The sequence below is a fragment of the Glycomyces salinus genome (assembly GCF_016428645.1).
Taxonomy (GTDB): Bacteria; Actinomycetota; Actinomycetes; order Mycobacteriales; family Micromonosporaceae; genus Glycomyces; species Glycomyces salinus.
This window is the reverse complement of record NZ_JAELXW010000130.1, coordinates 1-23587: the sequence shown is the minus strand read 5'-3', so window position 1 is coordinate 23587 and position 23587 is coordinate 1. Positions and strand designations below refer to the sequence as shown.

20 protein-coding genes are annotated in these 23587 nt (G+C 69.5%); 6 read left to right on the top strand and 14 right to left on the bottom strand.

The window, feature by feature from the left end; all coding sequences use genetic code 11:
• Window positions 1-86: 86 nt before the first annotated feature.
• The 8 genes from JFB92_RS23135 to JFB92_RS23100 form a co-directional block, all read right to left on the bottom strand.
• The gene (locus JFB92_RS23135) at window positions 87-1013 is read right to left on the bottom strand and encodes a formylglycine-generating enzyme family protein (RefSeq protein ID WP_233163707.1); all 927 of its coding nucleotides are present in this window, start codon (window positions 1011-1013) and stop codon (window positions 87-89) included.
• A 28-nt stretch (window positions 1014-1041) separates the two neighbouring features.
• Window positions 1042-2493, bottom strand: a complete 1452-nt coding sequence (locus JFB92_RS23130; protein WP_199044078.1) for a sulfatase family protein — start codon at window positions 2491-2493, stop codon at window positions 1042-1044.
• Complete coding sequence (locus JFB92_RS23125; protein ID WP_199044076.1) at window positions 2490-4022, bottom strand: sulfatase family protein; 1533 nt, start codon at window positions 4020-4022, stop codon at window positions 2490-2492. The genes JFB92_RS23130 and JFB92_RS23125 overlap by 4 nt, the downstream gene beginning before the upstream one ends.
• Entirely contained in the window at window positions 4019-5017 is a 999-nt protein-coding gene (locus JFB92_RS23120) for an aliphatic sulfonate ABC transporter substrate-binding protein (protein ID WP_199044074.1), read from the bottom strand. The genes JFB92_RS23125 and JFB92_RS23120 overlap by 4 nt, the downstream gene beginning before the upstream one ends.
• Window positions 5014-5805, bottom strand: a complete 792-nt coding sequence (locus tag JFB92_RS23115) for an ABC transporter ATP-binding protein (protein ID WP_199044072.1) — start codon at window positions 5803-5805, stop codon at window positions 5014-5016. The genes JFB92_RS23120 and JFB92_RS23115 overlap by 4 nt, the downstream gene beginning before the upstream one ends.
• On the bottom strand, window positions 5802-6662 hold the full coding sequence (locus JFB92_RS23110) for an ABC transporter permease (protein ID WP_199044070.1): 861 nt from the start codon (window positions 6660-6662) through the stop codon (window positions 5802-5804). Before JFB92_RS23110 ends, JFB92_RS23115 begins: the two co-directional genes overlap by 4 nt.
• A complete protein-coding gene (locus tag JFB92_RS23105; RefSeq protein ID WP_199044068.1) occupies window positions 6659-7888 on the bottom strand; it encodes an ROK family transcriptional regulator in 1230 nt (409 codons plus the stop codon). The genes JFB92_RS23110 and JFB92_RS23105 overlap by 4 nt, the downstream gene beginning before the upstream one ends.
• Window positions 7889-8100: 212 nt before the next feature.
• On the bottom strand, window positions 8101-8976 hold the full coding sequence (locus JFB92_RS23100) for a DUF4349 domain-containing protein (protein ID WP_199044066.1): 876 nt from the start codon (window positions 8974-8976) through the stop codon (window positions 8101-8103).
• Between the two features lie 244 nt (window positions 8977-9220).
• On the opposite strand from JFB92_RS23100, the gene JFB92_RS23095 reads away from it, so the two are divergent.
• From JFB92_RS23095 to JFB92_RS23085, 3 genes are all read left to right on the top strand, one after another.
• Window positions 9221-9835, top strand: a complete 615-nt coding sequence (locus JFB92_RS23095; RefSeq protein ID WP_199044064.1) for a superoxide dismutase — start codon at window positions 9221-9223, stop codon at window positions 9833-9835.
• A 118-nt stretch (window positions 9836-9953) separates the two neighbouring features.
• Window positions 9954-11396, top strand: coding sequence for a family 43 glycosylhydrolase (locus tag JFB92_RS23090; protein ID WP_199044062.1), 1443 nt, complete (start codon window positions 9954-9956; stop codon window positions 11394-11396).
• A 190-nt stretch (window positions 11397-11586) separates the two neighbouring features.
• Window positions 11587-14550, top strand: a complete 2964-nt coding sequence (locus JFB92_RS23085; protein ID WP_199044060.1) for an Ig-like domain-containing protein — start codon at window positions 11587-11589, stop codon at window positions 14548-14550.
• 28 nt (window positions 14551-14578) lie between these two features.
• Here the strand turns inward: JFB92_RS23085 and JFB92_RS23080 are convergent, their stop codons facing one another.
• Entirely contained in the window at window positions 14579-15175 is a 597-nt protein-coding gene (locus JFB92_RS23080; RefSeq protein ID WP_199044059.1) for a TetR/AcrR family transcriptional regulator, read from the bottom strand.
• Window positions 15176-15287: 112 nt separating this feature from the next.
• Between JFB92_RS23080 and JFB92_RS23075 the strand changes: the two genes are divergently transcribed.
• A complete protein-coding gene (locus JFB92_RS23075; protein WP_199044057.1) occupies window positions 15288-16205 on the top strand; it encodes an oxidoreductase in 918 nt (305 codons plus the stop codon).
• Here the strand turns inward: JFB92_RS23075 and JFB92_RS23070 are convergent, their stop codons facing one another.
• Together JFB92_RS23070 and JFB92_RS23065 are read right to left on the bottom strand one after the other, a co-directional pair.
• Window positions 16206-17159, bottom strand: a complete 954-nt coding sequence (locus JFB92_RS23070; protein ID WP_199044054.1) for an NADP-dependent oxidoreductase — start codon at window positions 17157-17159, stop codon at window positions 16206-16208. It lies immediately after the preceding gene.
• A 16-nt stretch (window positions 17160-17175) separates the two neighbouring features.
• Complete coding sequence (locus JFB92_RS23065) at window positions 17176-17808, bottom strand: GTP cyclohydrolase II (RefSeq protein WP_199044052.1); 633 nt, start codon at window positions 17806-17808, stop codon at window positions 17176-17178.
• A gap of 89 nt (window positions 17809-17897) precedes the next feature.
• On the opposite strand from JFB92_RS23065, the gene JFB92_RS23060 reads away from it, so the two are divergent.
• Entirely contained in the window at window positions 17898-18371 is a 474-nt protein-coding gene (locus JFB92_RS23060) for a MarR family winged helix-turn-helix transcriptional regulator (protein WP_199044050.1), read from the top strand.
• A 1-nt stretch (window position 18372) separates the two neighbouring features.
• Here the strand turns inward: JFB92_RS23060 and JFB92_RS23055 are convergent, their stop codons facing one another.
• Window positions 18373-20955 (bottom strand): GNAT family N-acetyltransferase, encoded by a 2583-nt coding sequence (locus JFB92_RS23055; RefSeq protein WP_199044049.1) that lies wholly within the window; start codon window positions 20953-20955, stop codon window positions 18373-18375.
• Window positions 20956-21049: 94 nt separating this feature from the next.
• Here JFB92_RS23055 and JFB92_RS23050 point away from each other — a divergent pair, with 94 nt between their 5' ends.
• A complete protein-coding gene (locus tag JFB92_RS23050) occupies window positions 21050-21775 on the top strand; it encodes a siderophore-interacting protein (RefSeq protein ID WP_199044048.1) in 726 nt (241 codons plus the stop codon).
• Window positions 21776-21834: 59 nt separating this feature from the next.
• On the opposite strand, the gene JFB92_RS23045 is transcribed toward JFB92_RS23050, so the two are convergent.
• Together JFB92_RS23045 and JFB92_RS23040 are read right to left on the bottom strand one after the other, a co-directional pair.
• Window positions 21835-22479 carry a hypothetical protein gene (locus JFB92_RS23045; RefSeq protein WP_199044047.1) on the bottom strand — a complete coding sequence of 215 codons (645 nt, stop codon included), beginning with the start codon at window positions 22477-22479 and terminating at the stop codon, window positions 21835-21837.
• 245 nt (window positions 22480-22724) lie between these two features.
• The gene (locus JFB92_RS23040) at window positions 22725-23174 is read right to left on the bottom strand and encodes a hypothetical protein (RefSeq protein WP_199044046.1); all 450 of its coding nucleotides are present in this window, start codon (window positions 23172-23174) and stop codon (window positions 22725-22727) included.
• Window positions 23175-23587: the final 413 nt, after the last annotated feature.

Sequence of the window (23587 nt, the reverse complement as noted above, 5' to 3'; positions counted from 1 at the left end):
ATCCTCGACTGGAAGCCCTAGCTTCTCAAACAGGCCCTAGGAGCCCTGAGGTGCGGTGGGGCCGTGGCGCCGCCGCACCTCACCGGTCATCGGGCGCATCGAAAGCCGATGTGGGTCGTCGCCGAGTCGGGGGTCTGGGGCGACCGGGCGGCCGGACGGTAGCGCAGGCAGTACTCGGGCGCGCACAGGTGCGAGCCGCCCTTGAGGACCCGGGGCGCCGTCGCCGACTCATGGGGCCGCGCGGCCGTGTTCGGGCCGCATCCGCAGGAAGGCTCGGGTGGGGTGGCCGCCTCGGCGCGGCCCCGGTGGTCGTCGGTCCACTCGTCGGCGGTCCACTCCCACACGTTGCCGGTCATTTCGTGGAGCCCGAAGCCGTTGGGCGGGAGCGACCCCACCGGGGCGGTACCTTCCCATCCGGATGGGCCCGCGCCGGTGTTGAGGTAGGGGAAGCGGCCCTGCCAGGTGTTGGCCCGGGTGCCGTCGTTCGGCTCCTCGCCCCAGGCGAAGGTGGCGTCGTCGAGGCCGCCTCGGGCGGCGAGTTCCCATTCGACCTCGGTAGGCAGTCGCAGTCCCGCCCACCGCGCGTAGGCATCGGCGTCTTCAAGCGACACCTGCACCACCGGGTGATCGTCGAGCCCTTCGATCGAGGAACCGGGGCCGCGCGGGCGCCGCCAGCTCGCACCGGGCACCCAGCGCCACCACTGGCGCCAGTCTCGCAGGTCGACGGGACCGTCGGTGGGAGTGAACACCAGCGAGCCCGGTTCGAGGCCCGCCGGGTCCGCCCCGGGGAAGTCGGCGGGGTCCAGCTCGCGCTCGGCGACCGTCAGGTAGCCCGTGGCCGCCGCGAACTCGGCGAACTGGCGGTTGGTCACCGCGTACCGGCAGATCTCGAACGTCCCCGCCGTCGCCTCGACCACCGGGCCCTCCTCGGAGTAGAACCGGTCCGAGCCCATGCGGAATGTGCGGCCCTCGATTCGCACCAGGTCTGCGGCGGGCGTCCGCGCCTCCGTCATCTCCACGATGCTCCCATCCCGCCGGTGCTCACCGCGCGATCTCCCCTGCCGGGGCATGTTCCCGCACGCCCGCCGGTACGGGCTGGCCGGGATGCGGCCGGTCCCCGGCGGCGGCCTGCGCCCGCCACAGCTCGGCCTCCAGCCGGGTTCGGACCTCGGCGTAGTCCGGGTGGTCCGCGACGTTGCGCAGCTCGTCGGGGTCGCGCTCGAGGTCGTACAGCTCCCATTCGCCGGGGTAGGTGAAGGGGCCGGTCCCCGCGAGGTCCAGGCCGTCGTTGTAGAAATAGATGATCTTGTAGCGGCGGTCCCGGTACCCGTAGTGCGCGGGCGCCTTGTGGAAGCCGTCGTCGTGTTCCCAGTACCGGTAGTAGAAGCCTTCGGCGGGCGATTCGGGCTCCCGGCCGGTCAGGTCCGGCCAGAACGAGCGGCCCTGCATGCGCGGGTGCGCGGGCGCGCCCGCCGCATCGAGGATCGTGCGGGCGAGATCGACGTTCGTCACGATCCCGTCGTAGGTCCTCCCCGCCGGGAGCCGGCTCGGGCACGACAGGAGGAACGGCATGCGGATCGATTCCTCGTACATGAACCGCTTGTCGAACCAGCCGTGGTCGCCCAGGAAGAAGCCCTGGTCCGAGGAGTACATCAGCAGCGTGTCGTCGCGGACGCCGCGCTCGTCGAGCCAGTCCACGACGCGGCCGACGTTGTCGTCGACCGAGGCCACGCAGCGCAGGTAGTCCTCCATGTACCGCTGGTACTTCCACAGCGACAGATCCTCATAGGACAGGCCCGGTGGCGGGTCGACCTTGAGGTCCTCGGCGTTCAGGTGCTCGGCGATCCGCATCGCCGCCCGACGCGCCGAGGACGTGCGCGTCGCGTGGTCGTCGGCGAACGTCGCCGGCACGGGTATGGGTTCGGAGTACATCTCGGCGTGCGCCGCGTCGGGCTCCCACGGCCGGTGCGGGGCCTTGTGGCAGATCAGCAGGCACCACGGGTCGTCGCCGGGGAGCGAGTCGGCCCAGCGCAGCGCCAGGTCGGTGATGACGTCGGTCGCGTAGCCCGGTTCGGTCCGCCGACCGGACGGGGACAGGAACGTCGGGTCGTGGTACTCCCCCTGCCCGATGAGCACGTCCCAGTAGTCGAAGCCCTGCGGGTCGTGCCCGTCGCCGTCGCCCATGTGCCACTTGCCGACGATCGCCGTCCGGTACCCGGCCTCGCGGAGCTGGGACACGAACGTCGGCTGGCTTGAGTCGATCGGCGTCTCCAGCGTCGTCACCCCGTTGACGTGCGAGTACGTCCCGGTCAGGATCGACGCCCGGCTCGGCGAGCACAGCGAGTTCGTCACGTAGCAGCGGTCGAGCCGCCAGCCGGAGGCGCCGATCGCGTCGATGCGGGGCGTCGTGTTCACCACCGACCCGTAGGCGCCGATCGCGTGCGCCGCGTGGTCGTCGGTGAGGATCAGGACGATGTTGGGCCGCCTGCTCACAAGGGGCCTCCGTCCTGGTAGGTGGTCTCGTCCAGCCCTGACTGGGTCGGGTCGTAGTCGACCTGCCCGACGTCGTACATGGTCGTCATCCAGTGGTAGAAGTTGTCGCCGCGATCCCGCAGCACCTCGTAGAGCCGTCGCGTCATCCGCCGCCGGACCCCGTCCATCTCGGGATGCTCGTGGACGTTCACGAGCTCGTCGGGATCGGCGTGCAGGTCGTACAGCTCGTTGACGGAGTCGGGGTTGACCACGAGCTTGTACCGGTCCTCCCGGAGCATCCGCTGCGGGTACGGGAAGTGGTGCCCGTGGAACTCGCAGACGATGTCCTCCTCCCACGCCGCGTCGCGCCCGCGGGCAAGCGGCAGCAGGCTGCGCGAGTCCACCGCCGGGGCCGGGTCGAGTCCGGCCAGTTCGAGGATCGTCGCGGTGCAGTCGAGGAGGCTCACGAACTCGGTGCGCACCTGGCCCGCCGGGCCGCCCGGAATCCGCAGGAGCCCGGGGGTGCGGTAGATGTCCTCGTACATCGCCGGACCCTTGTCGTGCAGGCGGTGGGCGCCGGTGAACTCCCCGTGGTCGCAGGTGAAGAACACGGCCGTGTCGCGGGCCAGGCCGAGCCGCTCCAGCGCCTCCATGACGCGGCCGATCTGCCGGTCGACGAGCGCCACATAGCCCCAGTACACGGCGATGAGCTTGCGCGTGACCTCGATCGGCATGGTGTCGAACGTCCAGTGGGCGCTGTAGTTGCGCTGCACGGGCGGCTTGTTCGCGAAGGTCTCGGCGATCGACCCCGGCAGTTCGACGTCGGCGGGGTCGACCAGGTCGAAGTACTCGTCGGGGACGATGTACGGCAGGTGCGGCCCGAAGAAGCTCAGTTCCAGGAAGAACGGCCGCTCCCCCGACCGGTACTCGTCGGCGTACCGCTCGAGCAGCTCGATGGTCCGCGTCGCCAGGTAGTGCTCGAACGTCGCCTCGACCGGCTGGTGGAGCCGGGCGGCCAGCAGGTTGCCGGGCCCGCCGTTCGGCAGCGTGCCGCGGACGCGGTCCGAGATCTCGTACGGCGGCAGGTCGTTGTCGGCCAGGTATTTCAGGTAGTCCTCGTTCTCGACCGGGTTGTGCCAGCCGGGCAGGTCGGGCCCGTCGAATCCGAAGTCGGCGGCGGCCTTCTCCGTTCCGGCGTGCCACTTGCCGACGAGCCCGGTGTTGTATCCGGCCTCGCGCAGCGCCTCGACGAACGTGAACGTGCCGTCGGCGAGGTCCTCGCGGTAGCCGACGTTGCGCTCGTGGTTGGCGAGCACGCGGTGGCGGAACGGCGCCTGACCGGTGAGGAGGCTGGCCCGCGCCGGGGTGCAGATCGCCGTCGGCGTGTACCACCGGTCGAAGCGGGTGCCGGTGCGGGCCAGTTCGTCGAGGACCGGCGTGGCCGCGTGCGGGTTCCCGTAGGCCCCGAGCGTGTCCGCGCGGTGCTGGTCGGTCATGAGGAACAGGACGTTGGTCGGCCCGGTGGCGGCCCGGTGCGCTGCGTCGGTCACTCTGCTCCCTCGCCGGCGGAGAGGAACAGGTCGGCGGTGTAGAACTCGCCGGGCTCGGTCGCCTCGGGGAGCTGACCGGAGCCGACGAAGTAGTCGACCATGCCGCTCAGCCACATGTCGACGGTGCCGTCCTCGGTGAGGCGGTCGATCTCGTCGAGGGAGAGGACCTGGACGTTGCCGGCGTCGGTCTCGACGTCGGCCGGGTCGAGGTCGTTGAACTCGGCGGTCAGCTCGATCGTCTCGTCCATGTTCTCGGCCCGGTAGTCGATGGCCTCGCGGAGCACCGACAGCACCCGGTCCACCTTCTCCTCTTCGCCGGAGACGACGTCGTTGCCGGCGACGAACGCGGTCGGGAATGCGACCGTGTCCTCGAAGTCGCTGTTCCGGGCGATCTCGACGAGGTCGGGCACCTGCTCTTGGACGGTCGCCAGCGCCGGGTACCAGAATCCGGCGCCGTCGACCTGCCCGGAGGACAGGGCGGTGACGATCGCCGACGGCTCCATCGGCACGACCTCGATGTCCTCCTTGGTCATGCCCGCCTCTTGGAGCGCGAGGGTGAGGATCATGTCGCCAGAGGTCCCCTCGGGCACGGCGACCTGCCTGCCGCGCAGGTCCTCGATCGTCTCGATGCCGGGCTGGGCGACGACGCGGTCGGCCTGGCCGAGGGTGTTCATCGCGACGATCTGGGCCTGGCCGGAGGCCGGGAGCCAGAACGCGCCGGGTCCGATGTATCCGAAGTCGAGGTCGCCGGTGCCGAGCGCCTGGATCTGGAGCGGCCCGTTGGTGAACGAGGAGGCCGTCACGTCGAGGCCGTGCTCCTCCCACAGGCCCTGGTCCTCGGCGATCGCGAGCAGGCTGGTGCCGTTGAAGTCGGGGATGTAGCCGAACTGGACTTCGATGGTGTCGCCGTCGTCGGCGTCGCCGCCGCAGGCGGCCGCGGAGAGGGCCAGGGCGGCGGCCGCCGCCGCCGCGCCCAAGGTTCGAGTGATGTTCATGATCGTCCTTCCGAAGGGGTCTGGTGGTAAACGGAGTGCCACACGCGGTTGCGGAGGTCGCCGAACTCGGGGCTGAGCCGCACCTCCTCGGTGCGCGGATAGGGCAGGTCGACGTCGATCACGTCGTAGATCCGGCCGGGACGGGCCGCCATGACCACGACGCGGCCCGCGAGGAACACGGCCTCGTCGACGTCGTGGGTGATGAAAAGAACCGTGCGCTTCTCGCGGCTCCAGGTGTCGAGGAGCTGCTCTTGGAGCTTGACGCGGGTGAGGGCGTCGAGGGCGCCGAAGGGCTCGTCCATGAGCAGGATCGACGGGTCGACCGCGTAGGCGCGGGCGATGGCGCAGCGCTGCTTCATGCCGCCCGAGAGCGTCTTGGGCAGCGCGTCGGCGAACTGCTCGAGTCCGACGAGGCGGATGAAGCGCTCGGCTCGTTCGCGCCGCTCGGCCCGGCCGAGCCCGGCCACCTTGAGTCCGAACTCGACGTTCTTGCGCACGGTCAGCCACGGGAAGAGCGCGTACTGCTGGAAGATGACGCCGCGGTCGGGGCCGGGTCCGGACACGTCGTCTCCGGCGACGAGCGCTCGGCCCGACGTCGGCGCCTCGAGTCCGGCGAGGACGTTCATGAGGGTGGACTTGCCGCAGCCGGAGGGGCCGACGACGGTCACGAACTCGTTGTCGGCGATGTCGAGGGAGACCCGGTCGAGCGCGACGAAGTCATCGCCCTTGAGTTGGAAGGTCTTGGTGACCTGCTGGACGGAGATTCCGCCTGTCGCGGTGGTGTTCATCGGCGCTCCTGCCATCCGGTGAGTTTGGACTCCGCGAGCAGCAGCAGCCGGTCCATCAGCAGGCCGAGGACGCCGATGGCGACGATGCCGACGAAGATGGTCGCGATGTCGTAGTAGTACTGGGCCTGCTGCATCCGGTAGCCGAGTCCGGCCTGGGCCGCCAGGAGTTCGGCGGCGACGAGCGTGGCCCAGGCCGATCCGAGGCCGACTCGCATGCCGACGAGGATGAACGGCGTCGAGGCGGGGACGACGACCCGGACGAAGATCATCCCGTCGCGCGCGCCGAGCACCCGGGCCGCGTTGATGAGCGTCTTGTCGACGCCGACCACGCCCTGGTAGGTGGAGATGACGCAGGCGAGGAACGCGGCCAGGAAGATGACGAAGATCTTGGGCGTCTCGCCGATGCCCATGAGCACCAGGACCAGCGGCAGCAGGGCCAGTGGCGGGATCGTGCGGAAGAACTGGATCCACGGTTCGAACAGGCCGCGGCCCACGGTGTACCAGCCCATGAGGAATCCGATCGGGATCGCCGCCGCGGAGCCGAGGAGGAATCCGGCGAGCACGCGCCCCAGGCTCGCGAGGATGTCCTCTTGCAGTGTCCCGTCGCGCCACAGCTCGGTCGCCGTCGCGACGACTTCGGGCGGGGTCGGGAACTGGAACCCGTTCAGCGCGAGGATCCACCAGATCGATATGCCGGCGACGATCGAGGCGGCGTTGAGGGCCGGCAGGATGAGGCGCTTCGGCGGTCGGCGGCGGCTCGCTGGCGCGGCCGCGGGCGAGTCCGCCGCGGCGGTCGGTGCGTCGTCGGCGTCCGTGTCGGGCCCGTTCCGCGCCCGGCCGGTTGTCGAGGTCTTCAAGTTGCGCTCCTTTGCGACTCGCTCGCCTCGGCCCGGTCTCCCGGTTCGGGGTACTCGGCGAGGAGGGGTGACTGGTGGAAGGTCGCGGTCAGCGCCCCGAAGGCGCCGTCGCTGTCGCGAAGCCGTCCGACTCGGACGATCGGTCTCGCCGCCGGTATGGAGTTGAGCTCGTATCGGAGGGTCGCGGCGGTCTGCTCGAGGATGACGGGCGCGAGGTGGACGACTTCGCCGCCGACGACCACCTGATCGGGGTCGAGCGACATCGCCGCGGCGCCGAGCACGCGTCCGAGGGCGGATCCGACGTCGCGGAGGACGGCGTCGGCGACGGGGTCGGCCTTGGCGACCGCGTCGGCCAGGTCGTCGAGCGACCCGACGTCGACGCCGCGCTCCCGGCAGGCCGCGAGGATCGCGGGGACCGAGGCGACGGTCTCGAGGCAGCCGCGCTTGCCGCAGCGGCATTCGGGGCCCGCCGGGTCCGCGGTCACGTGCCCGAACTCGCCGGCGAATCCGCGGGCGCCGGTGACCAGGCGTCCGGCGACGACGAGTCCGCCGCCGACGCCGTCCGACAGGCGGACGTAGACCAGGTCGCTCACGGCCTCGGGGTTGGAGACGGCCTCGGCGAGCGCCGCGAGCCGGGTGTTGTTGTCGACCATGACCGGGGCGCGGAACCGCGTCGCGAAGGCGACGTCGATGTCGTCGGGGGCGCCGTGCCGCTTCCAGGTGACGCGCGAGCCGCTCACGCCGGTCTTGGCGTACGGGCCCGGGACCCCGATGCCGATGGCCTGGAGCGCGCCGAAGTGCAGGCCGTGCTCGGCGCCGAGTCGGTCGACGAGGTCGAAGGCGAGACCGATGCGCGTGGTCCAGTCCGTGTCGTCGTCGTATCGGCGCAGGCCCGAGGTGACGATCTCGTGGGAGGCGTCGGCGACGGCGACGTGGACCCGGCGGTGCCCGAAGTCGACGCCCAGGTATTGGCCGGACGCCGGATCGAGCGCGAGGCGCTCGGCGGGCCGCCCGCTGCCGCGCCGGTGCGCGGCATCGGTGTCGACCACGACGATCGCTCCCCGTTCGAGGAGGGTCGCCGTGATCTCGGAGAGGGTGGTCCGCGACAGGCCGACCCGCTTGGCGAGCTCGGCCCGGCTGAGCGCTCCGGCCGCCCGGAGCACGGCCAGGACCCGGAGTTCGTGGTTGCGTCGCACCATGGCGTGGACGCCTGTCGTCGTCGACATGACGATGAACGTATGACATGCGGATTTTTCCGTCAACGGTCCGACAGAAAGAATCCGTTTTTCCGGCGGGCTCCGGCAGAGACCGAGCCGTGCCTGGTCAGACCGCTCGGCGGTCGCCCTCGCGGGTCCGGTATCGCCTCCGCGGAGGGATCACTGTGAACAGCCGCCCTCGGCGGAGAGCGGCCGTTGCGACACTGCGGTCGGAAGCCGGGTCAGGAGCCCTGCCGTGCGGCGGCGCCGCGGCGGCGCCGCACATACCAGATCGGGCCGAACACCGCGGCCAGGGCGAGGGCGAGCAGCGGCACGAACGGCAGCAGGAGGCCGAGACCGACCGAGATCGCCAGCAGCACTCCCACCGCGCCGGACCAGCCGGCGCCGAGCCCTTCGACGAAGTTCTCCGGTCCGGTGTAGCCGGGGTCCTCGCTCGGCGCGGCGTCGGGCGCGGTCACGGTGTAGACGATCGTGGAGTACGCGATGCGCTCTTCGAGGTCGGCCAGCTGCGATTCGAGCGTGGCCAGCTCGGCCTCGCGGTCGGCCAGTTCGGCTTCGAGGTCGAGGATCGCCGCGACCGAGTCGGCCTCGTCCAGCAGCTCGCGGACCCGTTCGAGGCTGGCGCTCTTGGTGGAGATCCGGTCCTCGATGTCGACGGCCTGGCCGGTGACGTCCTCGGTGGAGATGGCGCGGTCGGTCTCGGACTCGGCGAGCCCGGAGAGCTCGTCCATGGCCTCGCCGAAGTGCTCGGAGGGGATGCGGACGGTCAGTTCCGCCCAGGACTGGTCGCCGCGGTCCTGCCGCTGGTCGGCGGTGACGAAGCCGCCGTAGGAGTCGGCGGTGTCCCAGACCTGCTCGGCGATGCCGACCGGGTCGGGGTCCGACGTCTCGAGCTCGGCGGTGTAGATCAGGTCGCGCTGTTCGGCGGTGTCGACCTGGGCCTCGCCGGGCGCGTCGGTCCCGCCTCCATCGAGTTCGGTCGGAGCCTGATCCATATTGGGCTCGGACTGGGCGCCGCCGGTGTCGGCGCTGTCGGAGCATGCGGTGGCGGCCAGGGCGGCGAGCAGGATCGCCGTGGGAATGGTGAGTTTCTTCATGGATTGCCTCGCAAGGGGTTTCGGTCTTCGCCGCGGGCCGGGCGGGGTTTTCCTCCAACGATGGGGTTCGGCCGTAACGACCCGGGCGCGGTCGGCTATCGATGAGATGCGGTAACGACACGGTTAGACGACGGGCGCTCGGCCCCGGCTCCCCGGATCCCGCGCGGCATGCGATCCTTGTTGCAAGTAACTTGCAACTGTGAAATAGTGGCGACAACACCCGACGCGAAGGAGACCGCGCACGATGACCGTCTACACGCTGCCGGAGCTGCCCTACGACTACGGGGCGCTGGAGCCGCACCTGAACGGCTACATCATGGAGCTGCACCACGACAAGCACCACGCCGCATACGTCAAGGGCGCCAACGACACCCAGGAGCGCATCGCCGAGGCCCGCGACAAGGGCGACTTCTCGCAGATCGTGGGCCTGGAGAAAACGTTGGCCTTCAACGTCTCCGGGCACGTGCTGCACTCCCTGTACTGGCAGAACATGAGCCCGGACGGCGGCGGAAGGCCGGAAGGCGAGCTGGCCGCGGCCATCGACGAGCACTTCGGGTCGTTCGAGGGCTTCCACGGGCAGCTCTCGGCCGCGACCACGCTGGTGCAGGGCTCGGGCTGGGGCGTGCTGTCCTACGAGCCGCTCTCGGGCCGCCTGATCGTGGAGCAGGTCTACGACCACCACGGGAACGTGGCGCAGAGCTCGGTGCCGCTGCTGGCCTTCGACGCCTGGGAGCACGCGTACTACCTCCAGTACAAGAACGTGCGCCCGGACTTCGTCAAGGCCATGTGGGAGGTCGTGAACTGGGAAGATGTCGCGGAGCGCTACGCGTCCGCGCGGGCCGGAGGCGCAGGGGTGTGATTCCGGTCGGGCGGCGCCGCCGGCGCCGCCCATTTCGCTCACCTATACATTGTCCTATTGACATCTGTGAATTCTATATCGAGAATGTGTGAAAGCGTTCGACGATGTGGAGTGTCCGATGCAGTCTTCCCCCCTCAGCCGCCGCCGCCTGTTCCAGGCCGCCGGGGCCTCGGCCGTGATCGGCGCCGGCGTCGGCATCGCCTCCCCGGCCCACGCCGCCCCCGTCGGCTACGAGAACGCCCTCATCGAGCAGCGGGCCGATCCGCACATCGTGCGGCACACCGACGGGTACTACTACTTCACCGCCTCGGTGCCCGCCTACGACCGGATCGTCATGCGGCGGTCGACCACCCTTCAGGGCCTGGCCGACGCCCAGGAGGTGACGATCTGGCACAAGCACGCGAGCGGCGAGATGAGCCACCACATCTGGGCGCCGGAGGTCCACCGCATCGACGGCCGGTGGTACGTCTACTTCGCCGCCGGTCGCGCCGACGACATCTGGGCGATCCGCATGTACGTCCTGGAGTGCACCGCAGCGAACCCCCTGAGCGGGACCTGGACCGAGCGTGGCCGGATCGCGACCCCTCGGGACTCCTTCTCGCTGGACGCGACCACCTTCGCCCACGGCGGCGAACGCTACCTGTGCTGGGCCCAGAGCGACCCTGACCTGGGCAGCGGCACGAGCCTGTACCTGTCGACCATGGCCGATCCGTGGACGATCGACAGCCGGCCGGTGCGCATCAGCATGCCGACCCACGATTGGGAGCGGGTCGGCCACAACGTGAACGAGGGCGCGTACGTGATCAAGCGGGGCGGGCGGATCTTCATGACCTACTCGGCCAGCGCCACCGACGCCAACTACGCGGTCGGGCTGCTGACGGCCTCCCAGAGCGCGAACCTGCTCGACCCCGCCTCGTGGACCAAGAACCCCGAGCCGGTGCTGCGCAGCGACGACCGCACCGGACAGTACGGCCCGGGACACAGCTGCTTCACCGTCTCCGAGGACGGCCAGAGCGACATCCTGGTCTACCACGCCCGCCCGTACCGGGACATCGACGGCGAACCGCTCTACGACCCGAACCGGCACACCAGGATCCAGAAGTTCTACTGGAGGGCCGACGGCACGCCGGACTTCGGCGTCCCGGTGGCCGACGGGCCGACGCCGTACCGGTTCGCCGCGCGCGGCGGCGGGAGCGCCTACCTGAACCACTACGACTACCGGCTGCGCTCCGGCAGCCCGGCCATGCTGGCCGACTCGCAGTTCCGCATCGTCCCGGGCCTGGACGGCGGCGGTTCGGTCTCGCTGGAGTCGGCCAACTATCCGGGCCACTACCTGCGGCATCGGAACTACGAGTTCTGGGTGGAGGAAGGCGACGGCTCGGCGCTGTTCGACCGGGATGCGAGCTTCCACCGCCGCCAGGGCCTGGCCGACTCCGGGGCCGAGTCCTTCGAGTCGGTCAACTTCCCCGGCCGATACCTGCGCCGGATGGACGGCCTGGTCTACCTGGAGACGGCCTCCACCGAACAGGCGTGGAGCGAGGCGACCTTCCACCTCGACTGAGCCCGCGATGGGAGCGGGACCGCGGCGGCGCTGTTTTTTAGATGGTTATCCAAAGGGTGTTCACAAACTTCGAATCTTGTGGAAACATCGAGATTGCTCGATCACATCCCGTCATGGCCCGCCGCACTCACGCCTCACCGGCCTCGGCGAGGACCCCGGGCCATGGATTCCCTCACGAATGGAGACGAAGATGTCATCCCCGAGACCGCGGCGGGGGCAAGCGTTCGCCGCAGCCGCCACCGGAGCCGCGCTGACCGTCGCAGCACTGCCGGTCCTCGCAGGCGCCCCCGTCTCCGCCGAGGAGACCGCCGGCCCCGGCGTCACCATCACCCCCGATCCGTCCTACCAGCACCCCGAGTTCGAAGGCTGGGGCACCAGTCTGGTGTGGATGGCCAACGCCACCGGCGGCTACCCGGACGAGATCCGCGAGGAGCTCGCCGAGATGGTCTTCGGCGAAGAGGGCCTCAACCTCAACATCGCGCGCTACAACATCGGCGGCGGCAACGCCCCGAACATCGACTCCGAGTACATGAAGGACGGCGCGAACATGCCCTATTTCTGGGCCGCGCCGGAGGGCACCACCCACGAGGACAAGGACTGGTGGGACCCGGAGAACCCCGACCACTGGAACCTGGACGCCGACGCGAACCAGCGCTGGTGGGTCGACCGGATCAGCGAGGAGGTCACCCACTGGGAGGCGTTCAGCAACTCGCCGCCGTACTTCCAGACCGTCTCCGGTTACGTCTCCGGCGGCTTCGACTCCAGTCAGGACCAGATCCGCACCGACACCGTCGACGAGTTCGCGATCTACCTGACCACCGTCATGGAGCACCTCGAAGCCGAGCACGGCATCGAGTTCGACACCGTCAACCCGCTCAACGAGCCCAACACGCCCTACTGGGGCACCACCCTCGGCCCCGACGGCGTCCAGCCGACCGGCGGGCGCCAGGAGGGGGCGCACGCCGGGCCCGAGCTCCAGCAACTGGTCATCCAGGCCCTGGCCGAGCGGCTGCCGGAATCCGACCTGGAGGCGGTCATCTCGGCTATGGACGAGACCAATCCGGGCACCTTCACGACCAACTGGAACGCCTACAGCGAGGAAGCGCGCGCCGTGGTCAACCAGATGAACGTCCACACCTACGGCACCGGCGGGCGCACCGGCGTCCGCGACCTCGCCAAGGGCGGCGACAAGCCCCTGTGGATGAGCGAGGTCGAGGGCAGCTTCCACTCCCCCACCGACTACGAGACCATGGACACCGGGCTGGGCATCGCCGACCGCATCACCGACGACCTGCGCGAGCTGGAGCCGTCCGCGTGGGTGTTCTGGCAGCCGATCGAGGACTCGATCCCGCAGCAGGAGGGCGGCGGCAACTGGGGTTCGATCCACATCCCGTTCGACTGCACCGCCGAGGACACGCTCGAGACCTGCCCGATCCAGACCAACACCAAGTACGACACGATCCGCAACTTCACCCACTACATCGAGCCGGGCGACCACATGATCGGAGTCGACGACACCTCCGCGGTCGCGGCGGTTCCGGGCTCGGGCGACGGCGCGACCGTCGTCTACACCAACGACTCCCCGGACTCGACCGACATCACGCTCGACCTCTCGAAGTTCGGGCGCGTCTGGTGGGGCGGCAAGGTGACCCCGATCGTGACCAGCGCCGACGGCGGCCTGGTCGAGGGCGACCCGGTGTGGATCAACCCGTGGTCGAAGACCGCGGACCTGTCGGTGCCCGGCGAGTCGGTCACGACCTTCGTCGTCGAAGGCGCCCGCGGCATCGCCCACGACGCCGCGCTGGTCCAGGAGGACCACGTCTACCGCCTCAACGGCGTCCAGAGCGGCAAGGCCATGACCCCCGAGACCGAGGGCGACGGCCTGGTCATCCGCACCCCGGACACCACCGCGGCCGACCAGCTGTGGACGATCGAAAAGCTCACCGAGGGCGTGTCCAACCGTGAGCGCTACGAGGTGGTCAACGCCGGAACCGGGGAACGTCTGGCCATGGACGGCGGCGATCTGGTGGTCGAGGACGCCTCCGGCGACTCCGGCGAGTCGGCGCAGTGGGTCATGTCCACCACCGGCGACGGCGACTGGACGTTCGTCAACGCCGCCACCGGACGCCTGCCGGACGTGTGGGACCAGTCCACCGAGGACGGGGCGAAGGTCGGCACGTACACGCCGACGGCAGGCTCGAACCAGCTGTGGACGGTCGTCGACGAGACCGTGCAGGGCATCGAGAAGACCGAGGACTACACCGTGGCCGGGACGGCGCCGCAGCTGCCGGAGACGGTGACCCCGATCTACCTCGACGGTGCCCGAGGCGAGCTGGACGTGGAATGGGACGTGCCCGGCAAGGGCCGGTGGAAGCATCCGGGCAAGCTCGTGAAGGTCAACGGGACCGCGGTCGACGCGCTCGGGAACGAGTACCACGCGGTCGCGTGGGTCGCGGTCGACGACTTCTCCGAGACCGCTCCGGCCTCGGCGGTGACCTACCCGGGCTTCACACCGGAACTGCCCGACACCGTGACCGCGATCGGCGACCACGGCTTCGAGGCGTCGGTACCGGTCACTTGGGAGGACCCGCCCGAGGGCGCCTTCGACGACTTCGGCACGGTCACCTTGGAGGGCACCGCGACCCTCGTCGACGGCACCGAGCTGCCGGCGACGGTGGAGGTCGAGGTGACCGACCCGATCGAGGTGAACGCGGCTACCGGCGAGGGGGTGACCACCGAGGCCACCTTCACCGAGCCGGGCTACTCGACCGAGGGTCTGGTCAACGGCGTCCTCGACGACAAGGCGTGGTCGAACTGGAAGTCCTCGGACTTCAACACCGAGGACACGATCACGCTCACCCTCCCCGAGGAGCGGGACGTGACGCGGGTGGTCTCCTACTTCTGGAGCGACGGCGGGCGCCCCAGCTACGCCGACACCCTGCAGGTCCAGTACCTGGACGCCGACGGCGAGTGGCAGAACGCGGGCGATCCGGTCGACGTCCCGCCCGACACCGAGGACGTGCCGGTCATCGACGTGGAGGTGGACGCGGCGACCGAGGCGGTCAGGGTGGCCATGACCGCCGACAGCGACGACATCGCCGGTTGGATCATCCTCAGCGAGATAGAGGTCTACGCCAAGGCCCCGGCAGCCTGATTCGGTTCCCGCAATAGGGCCCCGCCGTTCACTTCCGGAAGGGCGGGGCCGCGGTGTTCCCGCGGGCCCCGGTGGCGCAGAAGCCGTCCATCATCAGCTCGAACCAGCGGTCGCGGACGGGTGCCGGCTGCTCGATGGGGACGGTCATGAAGAACAGGAAGAAGTCGTCGACGGTCAGGTCGGACCGCAGGTCGCCGGTGGCCTTGCCCGCTTCGAGGAGGCGGTTCATGGCGCGGAGCCCTCGTTCGCGGTCCTCCTCCTTCTCGTCGTAGGCGCCCAGCGCCCGCGCCGCGGCCTTGACCGCGTGGTTGCTCGCGGCCGTCTCCATGACCATGCGCGCGAACGCGGTCAGCTCGCCGTACGGGTCGGCTCCGGCCTCGACGTGCGCGACCGCCGCCTCGGCGCCCTCGATCATCCCCCGGAAGTGCTCGTCGAGGACGGCCGCGACCAGCTCGTTCTTGGTGGGGAAATGCCGGTAGAGCGTGCCTACGGCCACGCCGGCGTCGGCGGCGATGACCTCCATGGGGACCTCGGGTCCGCGGACGATGATCTGCCGGTTCGCGGCATCGAGGATGCGCCCTCGGTTCTTGACGGCGTCGGCGCGCTTGGGCCTGGGTTCTGGCATTCGGTCTCCTTCCCCGGAGCATCATATGCCGCTCCCCGACTTGCCATAAGATGAATTATGGTTCATGATGAAGATGAACCCAAGTTCATTATACGGCCTCCGAGGAGCCATCATGAGCGGAAAATGGACCGCAGACGACATACCCGACCAGTCCGGGCGCAGCATCCTGATCACCGGGGCCAGCGACGGCCTCGGCCTGGCGTCCGCGCGGGCGCTCGCCGCCAAAGGCGCGCACGTGGTCATGGCCGTCCGCAACGAGGCCAAGGCCCGCGCGGCCGCCGCCGAGATCTCCGACGCGCATCCCGGCGCCGACCTCGAGATCCGCCACCTCGATCTGCTCGACCTGGACTCGGTGACCGCTTTCGCCTCCGACTTCGGCGGCCGGGTCGACACCCTGATCAACAACGCCGGGATCATGGCCCCGCCCCGCAGGCTCAGCCCGCAGGGACACGAGTCGCAGTTCGCCACCAACCACCTGGGGCACTTCGCGCTCACCGGGCTGCTGCTGCCGAGGATCGAGCAGGGACGCGACCCGCGCGTGGTCACAGTCTCGTCTCTGGCGCACGGCCACGGCAAGATCCACTTCGACGACCTGACCGGCGAGCGCCGGTACTCGTCCACGGGCTACTACGGCCAGTCGAAGTTCGCGAACATGCTGTTCGGCCTCGAACTGGACCGGCGGCTGCGCGCGGCCGACAGCCCCGTCCGCAGCCTCATCGCCCACCCGGGCCTGTCCAACACGAACCTGACCCACAACTTCAGCGCACCGGTTCGCCTCCTCGGGAAACTGGTGACACCGCTGGTCACGCAGTCGTCTGAGGTGGGCGCCCTGCCCCAGCTGTATGCGGCCACCGACCCTCACGCCGAGTCCGGCCAGTACTTCGGCCCCGACGGCAGGCGGGAGTTCAAGGGCCACCCGAAGCCGGTCCAGCCGGTGGCGGCGGCGAAGGACCCCGAGACGGCCAAGCGGCTGTGGGACCTGTCCGAGGAGCTCACCGGGGTCCGCTTCGGACTCCCGGCGGCCGCCTGATCAGAGGTCCTGGATCTCCAGGACGGTCTTCCCGCGGGACTCGCCCGCGCGGATCCGCTCCAGCGCCCTGACGGCCCGCGACAGGCTCGCCCGGTGGTCGATGCGGACCTTCAGGTCGCCGGCGCGGACCGCCTCGGCCAGGTTCTCGAGGACGCTCGGGTTGGCGTCGGCGTACATGTTGCGCCCGCGCAGGCCCTTCTCGCGGAGGGCCGCCTCGTCGAGCGCGGTGTTCGAGCTGACGATGACGCCGCCTGGCTTGAGCAGCGCCGCGACCTGCTCGGCCTGCTCGGGCCCTGACACGAGGTCGATGACCGCGTCGAGGCCGTCGGGGTGGGCGGTCCGGACCTGCTCGTCCGTGGGCGCCAGGACGAAGTCGACGACCTCCTCGGCACCGAGCTCGCGCAGCAGCTCGACCACGTCGGAGGGGGCGGTGGCGATGACGTGCGCGCCCTTGGCCGCCGCGAGCTGGACCGCGATCTGGCCGACGCCCCCGGAGGCGCCGTTGACCAGCAGCGTCTGCCCGGCCTTGACTTCGGTGCCGGTCAGGAACGTCTGCGCCGCGGCCCCGGCCGTGGGCAGCGCTGCGGCGAGGTCGAGCGGCAGGTTCCGGGGGACGGGCGCGAGCTTGCCCTCGGCCGGGGCGATGGCGTACTCGGCGTAGGAGCCGTGTCCGCGTTCGATGTCCATGAACTGGCCGAAGACGCGATCGCCGGGGACGAAGCGGTCCACGTCCGAGCCGACCAGCTCCACCACGCCCGCGCCGTCCGAGCCCATGATCATCGGGAAGGCGTGCTCGACCTGGCCGCGCAGGGCGCCCTCGACGACCTTCCAGTCGAAGGGGTTGACCCCGGCGGCCGCGATCCGGACCAGGACCTCGCCGGGCCCGGGTTCGGGGACGGCCAGCTCGGCGAGCTTGGGAGCGGTGTTGAATCCGGTGGCGATGACGGCGCGCATGTCGTGCCCCTTCCGTTCAGGCGGCCAGGCTTGCCAATGCGATGCTATGACCCGTGTGCGTGACCTTCGCCTCGAGGTACCGCAGATTGGTTCCGGTGGCGAACACCCCGGTCGGGGCGGTGCCGGTCACGTTCAGGCCCAAGTCTCGCAGCCCGCGGACCTTGTCGGGATTGTTCGTGAGAAGTTCCAGGGAGTCCACGCCGAGGGCGGCCAGCATCTGGGCGGCCGCGGTGTAGTCGCGGGCGTCCTCGGGCAGGCCGAGGACGGTGTTGGCCTCGTAGGTGTCGAGCCCGGAGTCCTGGATGGCGTAGGCGTCGAGCTTGTTGTAGAGGCCGATCCCCCGGCCCTCTTGGCGCAGGTAGAGCAGGATGCCGCCGCGCTCGGAGATGCGCTCGACCGCCTCGCGCAGCTGGGGTCCGCAGTCGCAGCGGGCCGAGCCGAAGACGTCTCCGGTGAGGCATTCGGAGTGGAGGCGCACCAGCGGCGTCTCGGCGGGGTCGGGGTCTCCCAGCACGAGGGCCAGGTGCTCGGCTCCGTCGGTCAGGCCGTTGAAGGTGTGGACCTGGGCGGCGGTCTCGTAGCCGTCAGGGAAGTGAAGCGGAATGTTGACGCGGGTGCGGATGGTCGCGGGGGCCGCAGTGGTCTCCATGTCGTCTCCGATCGTTCATAGTTCAAATTTGAACCTGCGGATCAAGCTACACTTGAGTTCAAATTTGAACAAGTCGTTAAGGTAGAGGCATGGATCACACGAGATGGCTCGACGCGGAGGAGATGCGGATGTGGACCGCGTTCCTCGGCGCGGGCACACTGGTGGACCGCGAGCTGGACCTCCAGCTCAAGGAGGAGACGGGCCTCACCCACCTCCAGTACGGGATCATGGCCGCGCTCTCGGACTCGCCCCGCGGGGCCATGCGCATGACCGAGCTGGCCGAACGACTCATCAACTCCAAGAGCGGGCTGACCTACCAGGTCGGCCAGCTTGAGAAGGCGGGGCTGGTGCGCCGCAAGCCCTGCGACTGGACCCGCGGCATCGTGGCCGAGCTGACCGACGAGGGCCGGGCGGCCCTGGAGCGGGCCGCCCCCGGGCACGTGGCGAAGGTGCGAGAGGTGATCGTGGACGTGCTCACCCCCGAGGAGCGGAGGGTCATCGCCGATGCCCTCGGGCGGGTCCGCGACCGGCTCCTCGAAGGCGAGGAGGGCACCTGCTGGTGACTCAGCGGCGCTCCCAGTCCTCCCGGCGCAGGAACGCCAGTTGGGCGCGCTTGTGGGGCAGGTCGACCTGGGGCCCGAGGGTGAAGCCGATCCGGCGCAGGCGCGCGCGGGCCTGCTCGTTGCGGGCGTCGGGTTCGCCGACCAGGCGGCGGTGCGAGGGGTCCTTGAACACGAACTCGGACAGGACCGCGACCATCGAGGCGGTGAAGCCCGCCTGCGCCCCGGCGCGGTCGGGGCGGGCGACGAGCAGGTGGACCCCGAAGTCCCCGGGCTCGACGTCGTAGTACTCCCCTACCGGGTCGGCGTCGGGCTCGTAGGTCTGGAACAGCGCCACCGGGTCGTCGTCGCGCAGCACCAGGTAGGCGTGGTGGGTGGTCAGGGAGTCGAGGAACTCGTAGATCTCCAGGACCTCCCGGCGGCTGTGCGAGGTCATGCCCCAGAACCGGGCCCGCTCCTCGCTGACCCAGCCGTAGATGAGGTCGATGTCGGCCTTGGGATCGACCGGCACGATGCGGACGTCTCCGAAGGAGTCGATGCTCTGCTCGTGGACGGCGGCGCGGTCGGCCGGGGCGACGGCGTGATCGGTCATGGGAGTCTCCTCGGTCAGTAGGTTCCAGTCGTCGGCGACGGGGACGAGTTCGCCGGCGAGCCAGAGGGGAAGCTGGTCGCGCGAGTGCGGGTCGTCGGGTTCCTCGGCGGCTCCGAAGGGGACGATCCATCGGCTGCGGGAGCGGTCGGACAGGTCCCAGACCCAGCGGGCGGCCGGGCCGCGGGCGCATCGCTCGGTCAGTCCGGGAACACCGGAGGTGGACAGGACGCAGTCGTGGTCGCCGGCGATGCCGGGCCAGGTCAGCGGCGTCGTCTCGGCCTGCCAGGGCGCGAGCCGGTGGACCTCGCCCCAGGGACGGGACTCCCCGGCCGCGGTCTCGGCGGCGTCGCGGACGGCCCGGTCGACGCAGTCGGTCGGCAGGAGCCGGTCGCCGCGGGTCAGCAGGTGTTCGAGCGCGAAGCCGACGCGGGGCGCGAGCGCGAGCCACGGGGCGAAGACCTCGGGGGCCCCGGCGGGCTCGGCCAGCGGCGCGAGCGCGGGGTGCTCGGCGAGGCGGCGGACGACCGCGGCGCGCAGGGCCGCGTACTGCGCCGCCTCGACCGAGTGGGCCTCCATGCGGCGGTCCCACGCCAGCAGCCGCTTGCGCAGGTGCTTCGCCTCCAGGCTCGGGAGGTCGACCCGGGCCAGGACCGCCAGCAGCGGCCCGGCGGAGCGGGTGAGCGTGTCGGTGTGGACCAGGCCCATCGCCTCGGCCGACCAGGACTCGGAGAGGTCGAGCAGTTCGCGGATGCGCTCGGCCCGGTGCGGCGGGGCGAACTCGACGCCGAACGTCCGCGACAGGTCGCCTTGGTTGGCGGACACGGTGACCGGGCCGGGTTTCGAGCGCGGGGCGGTGCGCGGTCCGCGCCAGGCGTGACAGGGCGACCAGGCCGGTACCGGGGCGGCCAGGTTCGCCTTGTCGCGGTCGGGCACCCGCCCGGCGACCCGGTGCAGCAGGGCGCCTTCGGTGTCGGCGGCGAGGACGACGTTGACGGGGGTGACCCAGCGGTCCATCGCGGCGTCGATGTCGGCGACGGTCTTGGATCGGAGCAGGTCCGGCAGGGCGGCGAAGCCGAGGTCGGCTTCGACTCGGGCCGGGCAGCGCAGGCTCAGCGCGCGGGCGCTGTCGGTGCCGCCGTATACGACCGGTCCGCGTGCGGTCTCGACGACTTCCACGGTCTCCGGTTCGCCGTCGGCCACCTCGACGGTCTCGGTCCAGGCTTCGGCCGCCTCCCAGCCGTCGGGGCCGAGGGCCTCGACCGTGCCATGGTCTCGGCGGAGTCGTTCGATGTAGAGGTCCTGGTAGTCGGCCATGGCGTTGGTGATCCCCCAGGCGGCGGTTCCGGTGTGGCCGAAGTGGGCGATGCCGGGGACGCCGGGGACGGCCAGGCCGATGACGTCGAAGTCGTCGCACGCGAGGTGGATCTGCTGGTAGATGCTGGGGTATTCGAGGAGTCGGTGGGGGTCTCCGGCGAGGATCGGGGATCCGGTGGCGGTGCGGTCGCCGGCCAGGAGCCAGGCGTTGCTGCCGGAGCGGTGGCGTCCGTCGGTGGAGAACAGGTCGACCGCGGCCGGGCCGAGGCTCTCGGCGACGCGTTCGCGCCAGAGCTTGGCGGGGAACCCGGCGCCGAACATGATGTGCTCGGCGTACCAGACGGCGAGCGGAATCCAAGGCTCCCATGGCGTATCGCCTCTGGATGCGGCATTGACGCCGTCGACGTAGGAGGCCACCCAGGCGGCGGTGGCGGCGTCCAGGGCGCCGAAGGCGCGCTCGGCGGTGTCGGCGATACGGGCCTGCCGGGCGAACCGGTCCCAGGGGAGGTGCTCGGGGCCGAGCAGCGAGGCCGACCGGCCGAGCGCTCGGAGCCGCGCGACGCGCAGTTGCCCGGCGCGGTCGGCGGCGGCGTTGCAGCCCTGGGCGAAGGCCAGATCGCGCGCGGTGTGGGCCCGAAGGTGCGGGATGCCCCACTGGTCCCGGTGGCTGGCGAAGTCCATCCCACCTCTACTCTCATTTTTTAGGGTAGTCTAACCTAACTTGAGATTAGATCATGTCTTCAGTGGAAGCCACTGGGAGGGAGAGGGGACGCGGATGGGTCACGGCTGGGAGGGCGCGGTCCTGAAACTGCTGCGCGCCAAGGACTTCGTGTTCACGGTGACCGGTGTCGAGCAGGTAGCCGATCACTACCGGCGGGTGCACTTCACCGACGGCGGCATGCTCAAGATCACCGGCGTGCACCCGACGATGTGGGTGCGGCTGTGGTTCGACAACGGCGGCAAGCCCCACCAGCGCGGCTACACGCTGGTCGACCCCGATCCCGAGTCCGGGACGTTCAGCATCGAGTTCGCCCTGCACGAGGGCCCGGCCTGCGACTGGTCGCGGAAGGCCGAGGAGGGGGCGACGATCGAGGGCACGCTCTACGGCTCGCACTTCGCGGCCCCCGACCCGCTGCCGCCGAGACTCCTGGTAATGGGCGATGCGGCCGCGCTCCCGGCGATCAACTCGCTCCTGGAGGCGGTGCCGCAGGTCCCGGCCACGGTCTGGTTCGAGACGGCGAACGAAGCCGATACGACGCTGCCGTTCCGAACCGACCCCGAACGCCACGACGTGCGCTTCATACCGCGCGAGCGGGGCGGAGAAAGGCTGGTGGGGGAAGTGCGCAAGGCCATGCCGGACCTGATCGACGACCCGGCCGAGGCGTACGCCTGGATCACCTGCGACACCAAGACGACCAGGGCCCTGTCCACCTTCGCCCGCAAGGAACTGGGACTGCCCAAGGACCGGGTCCACGCCCTCGGCTACTGGCGCGTGTTCTAGGACTCCGGCCGGTCGGCCTCATCGCTGGCCACGGCACAGCCGGGTTCCGCGGCCCGCCGCTATGCGACTGTGATCGATTCACGGATCGACTCCAGCTGCTCGATCAGGTGCGGGTCATCACCGACGACCTCTCCCCACACCTCGACCCACCGGTCGTCGAACTCGATGACCGTCATCATCATCCAGCTGCTCCCGTCAGCGTGCGAGTTGGAGAACGTGGTGGCGGCGTGCCCGTCGATGACGCCATCCTCAACCACGATCGAAGGAGAATCCAAGTCGGCTCCGGTGAAGGCGGCCACCATCATCTCGGCGTTCGACAGCGCATCCACATTCGCTCCGACAACACTGAATCGCACCCATCCGCTCACGCCCCATTCGCTCGTGCCGGGTGCTTCTGCCGCCGAAGAGTTGATCGCGTAGATCTCTCCCGCCATATCTTCCTCGGAGACCTGCACCCAGTCCCGCGGGATGCAGTAACCCAGACCGGCCTCGTCATCGACGATGCGATTCGGGTCTTCGACGCAGTCGGTGCCCGTCGCCGCCAGTGAATCCGAATCCCGGGCCTGCCACCAGATCAGCACCGCGGTAACAGAGACGACGACCAGCGCGGCCGCGGTGAACCAGCTCAACGTGGCCTTGGTCGACAGGCGCCGACGGGTGACAGGTGCGGGGTGTTGCCCGTTGAAGGGTTGCGCTTCGATCATCGATTCTGAATCCCCCCGGTATGTGTGAGGGTCCTATCTGTGAGAAGGTTTCGAACTATGCCAGTGAAGCATCCCCAGGAAGTGAAGGACCGGACGGTGCTACCCGGCCCCACCGGCTGTGGGTCGCCGACTTCACCGAGGTCGCCCTTTCCGGCGGACAGCAATACTGGGCCACAGCCACCTCAGCAGCTCCACAAGTCACCACGTAACCAACCCTGCATCACGGCCGGGGCGATTCAGATCGATCATCCATCCCGCCAGTGCTTGATGGTTCCCATTCGATAGCTGCGATTTCCATCTTGTGCATAGAAGACCAATGTCTTCGTCTGGGACCTTTCAGGCCAGTTGAAGTTGCACACCTTTACACTCCCACCGCCATCGAAGTTGTGACAGTACCAGTACTTTACCTCTCCGTTGACCACCGTACTCACCCGTGCCATGACCCACAGGCCGTCAGCGCAGAAGTCTCGCACGGTGACGTAGTCCCCATGGAGGGTGACCCACGCATCGCCCACGGACTGTCGTTCCCCCATGCAGGTCATTGACGTGCCCATGCTGACAGGTCCGACATCGTACCACCCAGCCGCGTCGACACTCTCATCCGCTGCGGCGCTATCGCCCGTAGCGAGCGTTTGTGACGAAAGAATCAGCACTGCTGCTGCGAGCAGTGCAAGAAGGCGTGAGATCTTGCGCATTTCGTCTCCTCTGAATCGGATGTTCAGAATTTTTTGGGTTGGCAACGCACCCAACGTAAAATATCCTAAAAGGACAGTTTCTTTCGTTCAATCGGACAGAAGTCATCTGAACAAAATCAGAGTGCCAGTTTCAGATGACGGCCTCTCTCCGCTAACTACGGTCATCCTGGCAGTGAAAATCCGACTCTGCAAGGCGGAACACCGGCAGAACAGAGGCGGAAACAACTGGAGGCTGAGGCAGCGCCGCGAGACTCGTTCGGGTCAGGTGGTGGGGAATGACAGGGAACGGCTCCCGGCCGGGCCCGCCGCCAATCCGAGATATGCCAGGAGCCAACGCCGTACTTTCGCAGCACCGCGCCCTTCGGGCCTTGCGGGGCCGCCTCATATTCGGCGAGGACCTTCGCCTTGAACGC

Excerpts from the sequence above, each read along its gene's own strand:
- JFB92_RS23135 (WP_233163707.1), bottom strand. The coding sequence starts at position 1,013 with ATGACGGAGGCGCGGACGCCCGCCGCAGACCTGGTGCGAATCGAGGGC.
- JFB92_RS23120 (WP_199044074.1), bottom strand. The coding sequence starts at position 5,017 with ATGAACATCACTCGAACCTTGGGCGCGGCGGCGGCGGCCGCCGCCCTG.
- JFB92_RS23115 (WP_199044072.1), bottom strand. The coding sequence starts at position 5,805 with ATGAACACCACCGCGACAGGCGGAATCTCCGTCCAGCAGGTCACCAAG.
- JFB92_RS23105 (WP_199044068.1), bottom strand. The coding sequence starts at position 7,888 with ATGTCGACGACGACAGGCGTCCACGCCATGGTGCGACGCAACCACGAA.
- JFB92_RS23100 (WP_199044066.1), bottom strand. The coding sequence starts at position 8,976 with ATGAAGAAACTCACCATTCCCACGGCGATCCTGCTCGCCGCCCTGGCC.
- JFB92_RS23095 (WP_199044064.1), top strand. The coding sequence starts at position 9,221 with ATGACCGTCTACACGCTGCCGGAGCTGCCCTACGACTACGGGGCGCTG.
- JFB92_RS23090 (WP_199044062.1), top strand. The coding sequence starts at position 9,954 with ATGCAGTCTTCCCCCCTCAGCCGCCGCCGCCTGTTCCAGGCCGCCGGG.
- JFB92_RS23085 (WP_199044060.1), top strand. The coding sequence starts at position 11,587 with ATGTCATCCCCGAGACCGCGGCGGGGGCAAGCGTTCGCCGCAGCCGCC.
- JFB92_RS23080 (WP_199044059.1), bottom strand. The coding sequence starts at position 15,175 with ATGCCAGAACCCAGGCCCAAGCGCGCCGACGCCGTCAAGAACCGAGGG.
- JFB92_RS23075 (WP_199044057.1), top strand. The coding sequence starts at position 15,288 with ATGAGCGGAAAATGGACCGCAGACGACATACCCGACCAGTCCGGGCGC.
- JFB92_RS23070 (WP_199044054.1), bottom strand. The coding sequence starts at position 17,159 with ATGCGCGCCGTCATCGCCACCGGATTCAACACCGCTCCCAAGCTCGCC.
- JFB92_RS23065 (WP_199044052.1), bottom strand. The coding sequence starts at position 17,808 with ATGGAGACCACTGCGGCCCCCGCGACCATCCGCACCCGCGTCAACATT.
- JFB92_RS23060 (WP_199044050.1), top strand. The coding sequence starts at position 17,898 with ATGGATCACACGAGATGGCTCGACGCGGAGGAGATGCGGATGTGGACC.
- JFB92_RS23055 (WP_199044049.1), bottom strand. The coding sequence starts at position 20,955 with ATGGACTTCGCCAGCCACCGGGACCAGTGGGGCATCCCGCACCTTCGG.
- JFB92_RS23050 (WP_199044048.1), top strand. The coding sequence starts at position 21,050 with ATGGGTCACGGCTGGGAGGGCGCGGTCCTGAAACTGCTGCGCGCCAAG.
- JFB92_RS23045 (WP_199044047.1), bottom strand. The coding sequence starts at position 22,479 with ATGATCGAAGCGCAACCCTTCAACGGGCAACACCCCGCACCTGTCACC.
- JFB92_RS23040 (WP_199044046.1), bottom strand. The coding sequence starts at position 23,174 with ATGCGCAAGATCTCACGCCTTCTTGCACTGCTCGCAGCAGCAGTGCTG.